Here is a 13,764-nt window from a genome sequence, read left to right on the forward strand (position 1 = left end):
CTATTCTCCCGCTCCGCCGTGCAGGCTCTGCACCGGGTTCGCCCTCAGCTCGTCCAGTCCGGCGCGGTCGCCGCCGAGCTGGTCCACGGCGGCGTACGCGCTCGCGACGCACGCGGGGATGCCGACCCCGTCGTACGCCGCGCCGCAGACGGCGAGTCCCGGGAGCTTGGCCACGTGCTCGCGGACGCGGGCCACGCGCGTGTGGTGCCCGACCGGGTACTGCGGCAGGCCGTCGTCCCACCGGGTCACCCGGGTCGCCACGGGCTCGGCGGCCAGGCCGGTGGCCTCGCGCAGGTCGTGCCGGGAGACGTCCACGAGGTCGGCGTCGTCGCGGCCCAGCACCTCCGTCTCGCCGTACCGCCCGACGGAGGTGCGCAGGACGAGCAGGTCGGGGTTCTCCTCGGCGATCCAGCCCCACTTCCGGGAGGCGAAGGTGGACGCCTTGATGGTGTGGCCGTCCACCGGCGGCACCAGGAAACCGCTCCCTTCGGGGAGGGTGATGTCCGCACGCCGGTAGGCGAGCGTCACCAGCGCCATGGAGGCGTACTCGACACCGGCCAGCTCGGTGGCCGCCGCGGGCGCCTCGACCCTCAGCAGGGCGGCGGCCGCGCCTGCGGGCACCGCGATGACGACCCCGTCCGCGTGCAGGACGCGGCCCCCGGCCACCACCCGCCAGCCGCCGTCCTCGGCGCGGCGCAGCTCCGTCACCGTGGTGTCGGTGAGGATCTCGCCGCCCCGCGCGCGCACCGACCGCGCGACCGCGAGCGGGAGTTGACCCACTCCGCCCTCGATGCCCATGAACACCGGTCCGGTCTGCTGGGCCGCGGCCGCCTTCGCCTGGATCTCGCGGACCGCCTCGGTCAGGGAGACATGGGTGCGGACGGCGGCGAACAGCTGGGGGACGGCCAGCCGCATCGAGATGCGGTACGCGTCGCCCGCGTAGACGCCGCCCAGGAGGGGCTCGACCAGGCGGTCGACGACCTCGCGGCCGAGGCGTGCCGCCACGTACTCCCCCACGGCCACGTCGTCGCCGACTTCCGTGCGGGGCAGCTCGGCGTCGCGCTCGATGCGGGCCAGGCCCTCGTCGGAGAGGACTCCGGAGAGGGCGGTGGCCGTGCCGGGCACGCCCATGACGTGGCCCTTGGGCATGGGGCGCAGCGCGCCGCGCGTCCACAGGGAGGCGGTCGCGGTGGCGGGCGGCTGGAGACGGTCGGCGAGGCCCACCTCGCGGGCGAGCGCGACCGCTTCCGGGCGGCGGGCGAGCATCGACTCGGCGCCGAGGTCGACCCGGGCTCCCGCGATCTCGCCGGGCAGCAGCTTGCCGCCGACGCGGTCCGACGCCTCCAGGACGGTCACCCGCGCGCCGCGGTCCAGCAGACGGTGGGCGGCGGCCAGACCGGCGATGCCGCCCCCGATGACGACGACCTGTCCCGTACCCGTACGACTGTCCTGTGCGCGCATGACTCCACCTTCTCAGACCCCGCTGACAGGCCCGCCGGGACCCGGAGCCGTCGTCCGGTACGGCGGTGTCCTGCACGAGTCCCGACCGTGACCGCATCGCGATCGGATCCGGCCAACGTCGTGCCCTGCTCCGGCGTCGAAGGAGGGTCAGCAGTCACCAGCCACGGGGGTACGCCCACATGCACACACGACGTTCCGCACGAACCGGCCCGGTCATCGCCGGGATGGTCCTCGCCGCCGCCCTCGCGGTGACGGGCTGCGGCGCCGCCGACGGTGGCTCCGCCTCCAGCGACGACAAGGCGGCCGCGCCGGGCGCCGAGAACGCCCGCTCGGACGCGGCGGGCAGCGTCGCCCCGGGCGCGGGCGGCGCGAAGTCCACCAGCCCGTCCAAGGCCACCGGCACATCCGTACCGGCCGGCAGCCACATCATCCGCACCGCCTCGCTGACCCTGCAGGTCAAGGATGTGCCCAAGGCGCTGGACGCCGCCCGCACCGCGGCCGTCGACGCGGGCGGCTACGTCGGCAACGAGACGACCACCCGGGACGGCGGGGGCCGCGAGCGCACCCGAGCCGTACTGCGTGTGCCCACCAACCGCTACGACGCGGTGCTCTCCTCCCTGGAGGGCACCGGGAAGGTCGTCGAGCGGACGGCGAAGGCGGAGGACGTCACCGACCAGGTCGTCGACGTGGAGAGCCGCGTCAAGTCGCAGCGCGTCAGCGTGGCCCGGGTCCGCGAGCTGATGGACCGGGCCACCAAGCTCAGCGATGTGGTCGCCCTGGAAGGGGAGTTGAGCACCCGTGAATCGGACCTCGACGCCCTGCTCGCCCAGCAGGCGTCCCTGAAGGACCGCACCAGCCTGGCCACCATCACGCTCTCCCTCTCCGAGACCCCGTTGAAGGCAGCCGCGAAGAAGTCCGACGCGCCGGGCTTCGTGGACGCGCTGACGGGCGGCTGGGACGCGTTCGTCACGATGCTGCGCTGGATCGCCGTGGTGTTCGGCGTGGTGCTCCCGTTCCTGCTGAGCGCCGGGCTCCTCCTGGCGCTGTGGCTGCGGCTCGCCCGCACGGGGCGGCCGCGCCGGCCCGGGGCCGAAGCGGCTCCCGCGAGCGCGGGTTCGCTGCCGGTGGCACCGCCGGTGCGCGAAGAGGGTGGCGACGAGGACTGAAATGCCCGCTCCCCGTAGCGTGTTCGCATGAGCATGAGCCGTACGGAGCGACTGGTCGTGATCGGGGGTGACGCGGCGGGCATGTCCGCCGCGTCACAGGCACGCCGGATGCGCGGGCCCGACGAGCTGGAGATCGTGGCGTTCGAACGCGGTCACTTCAGCTCCTACTCGGCCTGCGGCATCCCGTACTGGGTGGGCGGCGACGTCCCCGAGCGGGACCGGCTGATCGCCCGGAGCCCGGCGGAACACCGCGAGCGCGCGATCGACCTGCGGATGCGCACCGAGGTCACGGAGATCGATGTCGCCGGGGGCCGCGTCCGCTCGCTCGACCTCGAGTCCGGGGCCGAGGAGTGGACCTCGTACGACAAACTCGTGATCGCGACCGGCGCCCGTCCGATCCGCCCCGACCTGCCGGGCGTCGACGCTCCGGGCGTGCACGGCGTGCAGACCCTGGACGACGGCCAGGCCCTCCTGGACACACTGGCGACGACCGAGGGCCGTCGCGCGGTGGTCGTCGGCGCGGGCTACATCGGCGTGGAGATGGCCGAGGCGCTCATCAACCGCGGGTACGAGGTGACGGTCGTCAACCGCGGCAAGGAGCCGATGTCCACCCTCGACCCGGACATGGGCCGCCTGGTGCACACGGCCATGGAGAACCTCGGCGTCACCATGGTCAACGACGCCGAGATCACCAAGCTCCTCACCGGGGACGCGGGCCGGGTCCGCGCGGTGGCCACCGAGGACGCGGAGTACCCCGCGGACGTGGTCGTGCTCGGCATCGGCGTACGCCCCGAGACCACGCTCGCACGGGCCGCGGGACTCCCCCTCGGCGACCACGGCGGGCTGCTCACCGACCTGGCGATGCGGGTACGAGGACACGAGAACATCTGGGCCGGCGGCGACTGCGTCGAGGTGCTCGACCTGATCTCGGGACGCGAACGGCACATCGCGCTGGGCACGCACGCCAACAAGCACGGTCAGGTCATCGGCTCCAACGTGGGCGGCGGGTACGCGACCTTCCCCGGTGTCGTCGGCACGGCCGTGAGCAAGGTCTGCGATCTGGAGATCGCCCGCACCGGGCTGCGCGAGAAGGACGCGCACCGGGCGGGCCTGCGGTTCGAGGCCGTCACCATCGAGTCGACCAGCCGCGCGGGCTACTACCCGGACGCGGACCTCATGACGGTGAAGATGCTCGCCGAGCACCGCACGGGGCGGCTGCTCGGCGTGCAGATCGTCGGCGGGGAAGGCGCGGCGAAGCGGGTCGACATCGCCGCGGTCGCGCTGACCGCGGGCATGACGGTGGAACAGATGACATCCCTGGACCTGGGCTACGCGCCCCCGTTCTCACCGGTGTGGGACCCCATCCTGGTGGCGGCACGCAAGGCGGTATCGGCGGTACGTAAAAACGCCGCGTAAGTGGAGCGCCCCGAAGGGGCGCGGGGCTGTGACATATGCGGCTCCGCCGCGTGGGCGCGACCAGCCACAGCGCACCCGCGGTCAACACTCAACCGCCACACGCCTACGCAGACTCGTGCCCCGCGTTCCCATTGATCCGGTCTATCGCCTGCCGCGCCTGCTCGGCCGGCGGCCGCGCCGGAAGCGAGGACACCGACGCCGAGGCGGTGACGGCCGCGGGCTGCGTCGTCGGCGGCTTGGCGTGGGCGGCCGACCGCGCGGAGCGCAGTCGGTGGCTCACGGCCTCGTCGAGGGTCACCGGCCGCTGCATCCGCGCCGCGAGCCGTCCGGCCTCCTGGCCGAGCGCGGCGACGTCCTCCCAGGGGAGGTGGAGCACCAGGGCGATTTCCGCCTCGCCGTCGGGCAGGGCATGCATCGGAGGAGTAACTCGGTCGTTCATCGCCTGTGTCCTCACGTCTCTCGCGTCGCGTCTTCGTCGCGGTGCGGGCGGTTGAGGAGACATACGGATGCGAGGGCGGGGACGTTCACGGATTCACCCGGCGTATCCCGGGCACTAGTTCCTCGTGGTCATCCCCGTCCATGACGTGAACCCGGTGCGCCGCACGCCCTATGTGACGTATGCGCTGATCGCCGCCAATGTTCTGGTGTTCCTCTACACGCCCGGCCTCGCGGGATCGGTGGCGGGTGACAGCGGGCTCTCCCAGCTGTGCCATCTGCACGCGTTCCTGGAGCACTACGCCGCGGTGCCGCAGGAGTTGGTCCACCACCGACTGCCCCGCCTGGTCCCGACCGGCGACGTCGGCGTCGGGTCAGGGGGCCCCGGGTGCCTGGTGGGGCCGCCGACGTACGACAAGTCGCCGCCGCTCTCGGTCCTCACCGCGATGTTCCTGCACGGCAGCTGGCTGCACCTGCTCGGCAACATGCTCTTCCTGCTGATCTTCGGCAACAACATCGAGGACCGCCTCGGACATGTGCGGTTCGCGGTGTTCTACGTGGCGTGCGGTTACGCGGCGGCGTACGGCTTCGCGTACCTCAACGCCGACTCGGCCGACCCGCTGATCGGCGCCTCCGGAGCGATCGCCGGAGTCCTCGGCGCCTATCTGGTGCTCTATCCGAGGGTCAGGGTCTGGGTGCTCGTCCCGTTCCTGGTCTTCCTGCCGCTGCGCCTGCCCGCGTGGCTGGTGCTGGGCTTCTGGTTCGCGTTGCAGGCGGTGTACTCGTCCGGCGGCGGCGTCTCCACCGCCGGAACCGTGGCGTACGAGGCCCACGTGGTCGGCTTCCTCGTGGGGATGCTGCTGGCCTGGCCGCTGCGCCCGGGCACCCCGCCACCGCCGGAACCGCGCAGCCTGCTGTTCGGCAGACAGGCACGGCACGGCTGGTGAGGCGGGCGGAGTCGAGGCGTGCGTCGTCCCCGTAGGCCGTCCCTCGCAGGAGGTCAGCGCGCGGTCTGCTGGTGCACGTACTCCACGAGACGGGTCAGCGCGTCCGGGTCCATGCTCGGCAGGACGCCGTGGCCGAGGTTGAAGACATGGCCCTCGAGACCGGCGGCGGCGTCCAGCACCTCGCGGGTCTTGGCCTCCACGGCCTCGGTGGTGGCGAACAGGACCGCCGGGTCGAGGTTGCCCTGGAGCGCCTTGCCGGGGCCGACCCGGCGGGCGGCCTCGTCGAGCGGGACCCGCCAGTCGACGCCGACGACGTCCGCGCCCGCCTCGCCCATGAGGCCGAGCAGCTCACCGGTGCCGACGCCGAAGTGGATGCGCGGGACGCCGTACCCGGCCACGGAGTCGAAGACCTTCGCGGACGCGGGCAGCACCGAACGGCGGTAGTCGGCGGGTGCCAGGGCGCCGACCCAGGAGTCGAAGAGCTGGACGGCACTGGCGCCCGCCTCGATCTGCACCTTCAGGAAGGCGGAGGTGATCTCGGCGAGACGGTCGATCAGGTCGGCCCACAGTTGCGGGTCGCCGTACATGAGCGCCTTGGTGTGCTCGTGGTTCTTGGACGGGCCGCCCTCCACGAGGTAACTCGCGAGGGTGAAAGGGGCGCCCGCGAAACCGATGAGCGGGGTCTCGCCGAGCTCGGCCGTCAGGAGCTTGATCGCCTCGGTGACGTACCAGACGTCCTCGGGGGTCAGGTCGCGCAGCTGGGCCAGGTCGGCGCGGGTGCGGATCGGGTTCGCGACGACCGGGCCGACGCCCGGCTTGATGTCGAGGTCGATGCCGATGGCCTTCAGCGGGACGACGATGTCGCTGTAGTAGATCGCCGCGTCCACGTTGTGCCGGCGTACGGGCTGGAGGGTGATCTCGGCGACCAGCTCGGGCCGCATGCAGGAGTCCAGCATGGGAATGCCCTCGCGCACCTTGAGGTACTCGGGCAGCGAGCGACCGGCCTGCCGCATGAACCACACCGGCGTGTGCGGCACGGGCTCGCGCCTGCACGCCTTGAGGAAGGCGGACTCGTACGTGGCTGTCGGCGGCTGGCCCGTGGCGGGGCGGTCATTGGCACTCACGACGGAAAGTCTCCCATGCCCCGCCGACCCGCAAGCGCCGGGCTCCGGCGCCCGGACCGGTCCGCTCCCGCCTGCGCTTTCGCGCGGCACGATCCGGACAGTGGTCCGGCGCACGGGTGTCTCTCCCTGCGCGCGGGCTCCGTTCCCCTTAATCTTCCCCGCATGGCTGCGGCTCAGGGACGACTGTCGGACGGCGCTGGCGAAATGGACGATGCCAAGGAGGGGGACCGGGATGCGAGGGAGACGGCTCCGCCACCCTTCCGGGCTGCCGTCGACGCACTGAGGGCCGCGCGGCTGCGGCCCGAGATCGAGATCGACCCGACGCGCCCACCACAGCGCCTGGCCCCCTACGCGTACGCGCTGGAGGCCGCGGTCGTCGCCGACGACGAGGACCTGGCGGACGGCCGGCTCATCCTGTTGCACGACCCGGCGGGGCACGACGCCTGGCAGGGCTCCTTCCGGCTGGTGACGCTGGTGCGCGCGGAGCTGGAACCGGAGATGGCGGCCGACCCGCTGCTCCCCGACGTCTCCTGGTCGTGGCTGACCGGCGCGTTGCAGGCCCGCGGTCTGTCGTACGGCGAACCGAGCGGCACCGTCACCCGGGCGAGCTCGCACTACTTCGGGGGGCTGTCCGAGCGCCCCGCCGCGTCCCAGATCGAGATCCGGGCCTCCTGGACGCCCCGCGAGGGCCTGGGCGGCGTACCGGACACGGCCGCGCACCTCGCCGCCTGGTGCGACCTGCTCTGCCAGATCGCGGGCCTGCCCCCGGCGGGGCCGGGCGACGGCTCGGTGGTGACCCTCCCGCAGCGCCGGGGGCCGCAGTCCCGCTGAACGCCCTTCTTTCGGTTCTCCGTCTTCCGGGGCGCCCGTGTCATGTCGAACGGGCGCCCTTTTCGACCTCGCGGAACGCCACGCCCTTTGCCGAGTTCCTTGCCGAGGTTTTGTCGATACGGCCACTTTCAGCCGTGTCGCGACATGGAACGACTCGGTTTGATCTTCGGATGATCGATCGCGTGTCCGAATTGCACAGATTGTTACTCACCAAATCGTGATCATTCTCTAAAGGCGGACGGGTTTGATGCCGAAGACGTCTGTGACCTTGAAAGCACGGTTCGCCCCGGCTTCATCCCCACAGCCGGTCCCCGTCCCGCACCCCCAGGAGGCCTGGTGTCCGTTCTCCTCGAGCAGCCCGCAAGCCTGGTCGCCTACCGCCCGAACAAGCCGACCGCCATGGTGGTCGTGGCCGACCCACGGGTCCGATCCACCGTCACCCGCCACCTCTGGGCGCTCGGAGTGCGCGACGTCATCGAGGCGTCGTCCGTCGCGGAGGCCCGTCCCCGAATCGGCAACCCGCGCGACATCTGTGTCGCCGACGTCCACCTGCCCGACGGCAGCGGGCTCACCCTGCTGTCCGAGACTCGAGCCGCCGGCTGGCCCAACGGCCTCGCCCTCTCCGCCGCCGACGACATCGGCGCCGTGCGCAACGCCCTCGCGGGCGGCGTCAAGGGCTATGTCGTCACCGGCACCCGTACGAACGTCGGGCTCCCCACCCGACCCGGTGTCGCACCGATCGGCTCGGCCGCCGCCCGTATGCACCGCCGCCCCCCGGGTGCCCCGAGCCACCCGGGCGGCTACCGCGAGCTCTCCGGCCGAGAGGTCGAGGTGCTCCGGCTCGTCGCCGAGGGCCAGTCGAACAAGGCCATCGGCGTCTCCATGGGCCTGTCCGCGCTGACCGTCAAGAGCCACCTCGCCCGCATCGCCCGCAAGCTCGGCACGGGCGACCGCGCCGGGATGGTGGCGGTCGCCCTGCGGACGGGGATCATCCACTGAAAACGGGGGCACACCCCCCACCGGACCGGAACTTTCACCGACCTGACTGGTTTACGACCCTCCTGCGCCCGTCGACGGAACGTTCCGTCGGCGGGCGCAGTCCATACACAGATACCCTTGACAGGTGACCGACGCCCAAGAGACCGCAGAAGACAGCTCACTGCGAACCACCGGAGGCGGCCCTCCGGACGACGTCGAATCGGCGCCGATCCCTTTGCTTGAGCCCCGAGAGGGCATTCCGCCCGTCGTCGCCGACGAGGCCTCGCTCGCCGAGGTGATCGCGGCCTTCGCCGCCGGCTCCGGCCCCGTGGCCGTGGACGCCGAACGCGCGTCCGGGTACCGATACGGCCAGCGCGCCTACCTGGTGCAGCTGCGCCGCGAGGGCGCCGGCACCGCGCTGATCGACCCCGTCGCCTGTCCCGACCTCTCCGGGCTCGGCGAGGCCATCTCCGGCGTCGAGTGGGTGCTGCACGCCGCCACCCAGGACCTGCCGTGTCTGCGGGAGATAGGCATGGTGCCGACGCGGCTCTTCGACACCGAGCTGGCCGGACGCCTGGCCGGGTTCCCCCGAGTGGGCCTGGGCGCGATGGTCGAGAGCGTGCTCGGCTTCGTACTGGAGAAGGGGCACTCCGCGGTCGACTGGTCCACGCGCCCGCTCCCGGAGCCGTGGCTGCGCTACGCCGCGCTCGACGTGGAACTGCTCGTCGACCTGCGCGACGCCCTGGAGAAGGATCTCGACCGGCAGGGCAAGCTGGACTGGGCCCGACAGGAGTTCGACGCGATCGCGCAGGCCGAGCCCGCGCCGCCGCGCAAGGACCCCTGGCGCCGTACGTCCGGGATGCACAAGGTGCGCCGCCGCCGGCAGATGGCGGTCGTACGGGAGCTGTGGGAGGCCCGGGACCGGATCGCCCAGCGCCGGGACATCTCGCCGGGCAAGGTACTGGGCGACGGGGCCATCGTGGAGGCCGCGCTCTCCCTTCCGGCCAACGTGCACGCGCTCGCCGCGCTGAACGGGTTCGGGCACCGGATGGGGCGGCGCCAGCTGGAGCAGTGGCAGGCCGCCGTGGACCGCGCGAAGGCAGTGCCGGACGCCGAGCTGCCGCAGCCGGGGCAGCCCGTCACCGGGCCTCCGCCGCCGCGTGCCTGGGCCGACAAGGACCCGGCCGCCGCCGCCCGGCTCTCCGCGGCGCGGGCCGCCGTGTCGGCGCTGGCCGAACAGCTCAACATGCCGCAGGAGAACCTGATCACTCCGGACACGGTGCGGCGGGTGTGCTGGGAGCCGCCGGCCGGTGCCGACGCCGAGTCGGTGTCGGCCGCGCTCGCCGGGTACGGGGCTCGGGCGTGGCAGGTGGATCTGGTCACACCGGTACTGGTGGAGGCGCTGGCGGTGAAGGGGGCCTAGTCGCCGTACGCGGTTCTGTCGTACGGCGACTGCGGGTTGTTCTGGGTTGCTCGCGCGGTTCCCCGCGCCCCTTTCGGGGCCCTTGAAGCGAAAGAGCGACGTCGAGATCACGCCAAGATCCTCGGACGGCTTTCGTGTGACGTTCGCCGCTCCCGTCGTCGGGGCTGGGCAGGTTGGTTACTCGCAAGTAGCATGACGGGGTGAGCGCGCGCTCAGTCGCGTGCGACGCGCAGCAGTGCCATCCCGCATCTGGAGGAGAGCCATCGTGCCTCGTACCGTCAGGGACGTCGTCTTCGTCGACGGCGTCCGCACCCCGTTCGGCAAGGCGGGCCCGAAGGGCATCTACCACGAGACCCGCGCCGACGACCTCGTCGTGAAGGCCATCCGGGAGCTGCTGCGCCGCAACCCCGGCCTCGACCCGAAGAAGATCGACGAGGTCGCCATCGCCGCGACCACGCAGATCGGTGACCAGGGTCTGACCCTGGGGCGGACCGCGGGCATCCTCGCCGGACTGCCGCAGTCGGTTCCCGGCTACTCCATCGACCGCATGTGCGCGGGCGCGCTGACCGCCGTCACCACCACCGCGGGCTCCATCGCCTTCGGCGCGTACGACGCCGTCATCGCCGGTGGTGTCGAGCACATGGGCCGCCACCCGATGGGCGAGGGCGTGGACCCGAACCCGCGGTTCGTCAGCGAGAAGCTGGTCGACGAGTCCGCCCTGTTCATGGGCATGACCGCCGAGAACCTGCACGACCGCTACCCCACGATCACCAAGCAGCGCGCCGACGAGTACGCCGTGCGCTCGCAGGAGAAGGCCGCCAAGGCGTACGCCAACGGCAAGATCCAGCAGGACCTGGTGCCGATCTCGGTGCGCAACACCAACGCGGAGGTCGGTGAGACCGGCTGGGGCCTGGTCACCGCCGACGAGCCGATGCGCCCGGGCACCACGCTGGAGAACCTGGCCGGGCTCAAGACGCCGTTCCGCGTGCACGGCCGGGTCACCGCCGGCAACGCGGCCGGTCTGAACGACGGTGCGACCGCGTCGATCCTCGCCTCCGAGGACTTCGCCCGCGAGAACGGCCTGCCGGTCAAGATGCGCCTGGTCTCGTACGCCTTCGCGGGCGTCGAGCCGGAGGTCATGGGCTACGGCCCGATCCCGGCCACCGAGAAGGCCCTCGCCCAGGCCGGCCTGTCGATCGAGGACATCAACCTCTTCGAGATCAACGAGGCCTTCGCCGTCCAGGTGCTCGCCTTCCTGGAGCACTACGGCATCGCCGACGACGACGCGCGCGTCAACCAGTACGGCGGCGCGATCGCCTACGGCCACCCCCTCGCCTCCTCCGGCGTCCGTCTGATGACGCAGCTGGCCCGCCAGTTCGAGGAGCAGCCGGAGGTCCGTTACGGCCTCACCACCATGTGCGTCGGCTTCGGCATGGGCGCCACGGTGATCTGGGAGAACCCGCACCACAAGGACGCCGGAGGCAACAAGTGAGCACCGCTGAACTCCTGAAGGGTGCGGCCGAGCTGTTCCCCGACGAGGTCGTGACGTCCGCGCACGTACGCCACCTCGACCTGCCGTTCGGTGCCGGGCGCTTCGCGCTCATCACCCTTGACAACGGCTTCGACCACACCAAGCCGACCACCTTCGGCCCGGCGTCGCTGGCGAACCTCAACACCGCCATCGACCAGGTGGAGGCGGAGGCCGCGGCCGGCGAGATCGTCGGTGTCGGCGTCACCGGCAAGCCGTTCATCTTCGCGGTCGGCGCGGACCTGAAGGGCGTCGAGCTCCTCAAGAACCACGACGACGCGCTCGCCATCGGCAAGGGCGGCCACGAGGTCTTCAAGCGCCTCGCGGGCATCGCGGTCCCGACCTTCGCGTACTACAACGGCGCGGCGATGGGCGGCGGTGTCGAGGTCGGTCTGCACTGCCAGTACCGCACGGTGTCGAAGGCCATCGCGGCCTTCTCCCTCCCCGAGGTCTTCCTCGGTCTGGTCCCGGGCTGGGGCGGCTGCACGCTGCTCCCGAACCTGATCGGCGCCGACAAGGCCGTCTCGGTCATCATCGAGAACTCGCTCAACCAGAACAAGCAGCTCAAGGGCAAGCAGGTCTTCGACCTCGGCATCGCCGACGCCCTCTTCGAAGGCGCCGACTTCCTGGAGCAGTCGCTGCTCTGGACCGCGTCCGTCCTCAAGGGCGACATCGCGGTCGAGCGTCCCGAGATCGACCGCGGCGAGGCCTGGGACCAGGCCGTCGCCAAGGGCCGGTTCATCGCCGACGGCAAGGTGCACGGGGCGGCTCCGGCCGCGTACCGCGCCCTCGACATCATCGAGGCGGCCAAGGACGGCGACCTGCAGAAGGGCTACGACGCCGAGGACATCGCCCTCGCCGACCTGATCATGGGCGGCGAACTGCGTTCCGGCATCTACGCCTTCAACCTGGTCCAGAAGCGCGGCAAGCGCCCCGCGGGCGCGCCGGACAAGAACCTGGCCCGTCCGGTCACCAAGGTGGGCGTCGTGGGCGCGGGCCTGATGGCCTCGCAGCTCGCCCTGCTCTTCCTCCGCCGCCTCGAAGTACCGGTCGTCCTCACGGACATCGACCAGGAGCGCGTCGACAAGGGTGTGGGCTACGTCCACGCCGAGATCGACAAGCTGCTGGCGAAGTCCCGCATCAACCAGGACAAGGCCAACCGCCTCAAGGCGCTGGTGACCGGTGTCCTGGACAAGGCCGAGGGCTTCTCCGACGCCGACTTCATCATCGAGGCCGTCTTCGAGGAGATCGGCGTCAAGCAGCAGGTGTTCGCGGAGGTCGAGGCGGTCGCCCCGGCGCACGCGATCCTCGCCACCAACACCTCCTCCCTCTCGGTGACGGAGATGGCGTCGAAGCTGAAGAACCCCGAGCGGGTCGTGGGCTTCCACTTCTTCAACCCGGTCGCGATCCTGCCGCTCCTCGAGATCGTGCGCGGCGAGCAGACGGACGACGCCTCGCTGGCCACGGCGTTCGCCGTCGCCAAGAAGCTGAAGAAGACCGCGGTGCTGGTGAAGGACGCCCCGGCGTTCGTCGTCAACCGCATCCTCACCCGCTTCATGGGCGAGATCCAGAACGTCATCGACGAGGGCACGCCGGTCGAGGTCGCGGAGAAGGCGGTCGAGCCCCTGGGCCTGCCGATGTCTCCCCTCGTCCTGCTGGAGCTGGTCGGCCCCGCGATCGGTCTGCACGTCTCGGAGACCCTCAACCGGGCCTTCCCCGACCGCTTCACGGTCTCCCCGAACCTCGCGGCCGTCGTCAAGGCGGGCAAGCGCGGCTTCTACGTGTACGACTCCGGGAAGCCGGAGCTGGACCCCGAGGTCGCGGCGCTCCTGAAGCAGGGTGACGTGGTCCTCGCGGAGGAGCAGGTGCGTGCCCGTGTCCTGGACGCGGTCGCCCAGGAGATCGGTCTGATGCTCGACGAGGGTGTCGTCGCCGAGGCCCAGGACATCGACCTCTGCCTGATCACCGGTGCCGGCTGGCCCTTCCACCTGGGCGGGATCACTCCGTACCTGGACCGTGAGGGCGTCTCCGAGCGAGTGACCGGCAAGCGGTTCCTCGAGGTCGGGGTGGCTTCCGTCCCCGCGTAGCCGCTCCGCTCTGTCTCCCGGGTGCCCTGTATGCCGACGTGGCGTACGGGGCACCCGCCGTTTCCCTCGCCCCCGCCGCCCCTACCCTCCCCCAAGCTCTCGGCTTCGCTCGAGCAGTGGGGACCCCCATCACCCCCAGGGGCTCCGCCCCTTCGACCCCGAATCGCCCGAAAGGCTCGTCCTCAAACGCCGGACGGGCTGAAGATGCGCGCCAGCGCCCTGAAGGGGCGCGGGGAACTGCGCGACCAGCCCCCACCGCGCCCGCAGCCAAACAACCGGAGGCGGGCGGGGGACGCGGGGCGAAGCCCCCGCCTCAGGGGCGCGGGGAACTGCGCGACCAGCCCACACCCGCCCGGAGCCGAAGAACA

Annotated in this window: 11 protein-coding genes; 8 read left to right on the forward strand and 3 right to left on the reverse strand. The window is 71.7% G+C overall.

The features are described from left to right. A complete protein-coding gene (gene hemG, locus ACZ7M3_RS44475) occupies positions 1–1,461 on the reverse strand; it encodes a protoporphyrinogen oxidase (RefSeq protein ID WP_472071493.1) in 1,461 nt (486 codons plus the stop codon). 179 nt (positions 1,462–1,640) lie between these two features. Between hemG and ACZ7M3_RS44480 the strand changes: the two genes are divergently transcribed. Together ACZ7M3_RS44480 and ACZ7M3_RS44485 are read left to right on the forward strand one after the other, a co-directional pair. After that, a complete protein-coding gene (locus ACZ7M3_RS44480) occupies positions 1,641–2,627 on the forward strand; it encodes a DUF4349 domain-containing protein (RefSeq protein ID WP_472071495.1) in 987 nt (328 codons plus the stop codon). 27 nt (positions 2,628–2,654) lie between these two features. Further along, positions 2,655–4,043, forward strand: coding sequence for an FAD-dependent oxidoreductase (locus tag ACZ7M3_RS44485; protein WP_472071497.1), 1,389 nt, complete (start codon positions 2,655–2,657; stop codon positions 4,041–4,043). Between the two features lie 103 nt (positions 4,044–4,146). Here ACZ7M3_RS44485 and ACZ7M3_RS44490 read toward each other — a convergent pair whose 3' ends face one another. Further along, positions 4,147–4,482: a hypothetical protein gene (locus ACZ7M3_RS44490; protein ID WP_082417462.1), complete on the reverse strand. Its 336-nt coding sequence runs from the start codon at positions 4,480–4,482 to the stop codon at positions 4,147–4,149. Positions 4,483–4,606: 124 nt separating this feature from the next. On the opposite strand from ACZ7M3_RS44490, the gene ACZ7M3_RS44495 reads away from it, so the two are divergent. Continuing rightward, positions 4,607–5,425, forward strand: coding sequence for a rhomboid family intramembrane serine protease (locus tag ACZ7M3_RS44495; protein ID WP_351304611.1), 819 nt, complete (start codon positions 4,607–4,609; stop codon positions 5,423–5,425). Positions 5,426–5,478: 53 nt separating this feature from the next. Here ACZ7M3_RS44495 and hemE read toward each other — a convergent pair whose 3' ends face one another. Beyond that, a complete protein-coding gene (gene hemE / locus ACZ7M3_RS44500) occupies positions 5,479–6,549 on the reverse strand; it encodes a uroporphyrinogen decarboxylase (RefSeq protein WP_452977231.1) in 1,071 nt (356 codons plus the stop codon). Between the two features lie 204 nt (positions 6,550–6,753). Here hemE and ACZ7M3_RS44505 point away from each other — a divergent pair, with 204 nt between their 5' ends. The 5 genes from ACZ7M3_RS44505 (at position 6,754) to ACZ7M3_RS44525 (ending at position 13,396) form a co-directional block, all read left to right on the forward strand. Beyond that, entirely contained in the window at positions 6,754–7,380 is a 627-nt protein-coding gene (locus tag ACZ7M3_RS44505) for a DUF3000 domain-containing protein (RefSeq protein WP_177324192.1), read from the forward strand. Positions 7,381–7,716: 336 nt separating this feature from the next. After that, positions 7,717–8,379, forward strand: a complete 663-nt coding sequence (locus ACZ7M3_RS44510) for a response regulator transcription factor (RefSeq protein WP_054234007.1) — start codon at positions 7,717–7,719, stop codon at positions 8,377–8,379. 124 nt (positions 8,380–8,503) lie between these two features. After that, entirely contained in the window at positions 8,504–9,781 is a 1,278-nt protein-coding gene (locus tag ACZ7M3_RS44515) for an HRDC domain-containing protein (RefSeq protein WP_472071500.1), read from the forward strand. Between the two features lie 265 nt (positions 9,782–10,046). Continuing rightward, positions 10,047–11,273: a thiolase family protein gene (locus ACZ7M3_RS44520; protein WP_099920196.1), complete on the forward strand. Its 1,227-nt coding sequence runs from the start codon at positions 10,047–10,049 to the stop codon at positions 11,271–11,273. Next, complete coding sequence (locus ACZ7M3_RS44525) at positions 11,270–13,396, forward strand: 3-hydroxyacyl-CoA dehydrogenase NAD-binding domain-containing protein (protein ID WP_393023711.1); 2,127 nt, start codon at positions 11,270–11,272, stop codon at positions 13,394–13,396. Before ACZ7M3_RS44520 ends, ACZ7M3_RS44525 begins: the two co-directional genes overlap by 4 nt. The last annotated feature ends 368 nt before the right edge of the window (positions 13,397–13,764 follow it).

This window comes from Streptomyces sp. NPDC111656, assembly GCF_055656965.1.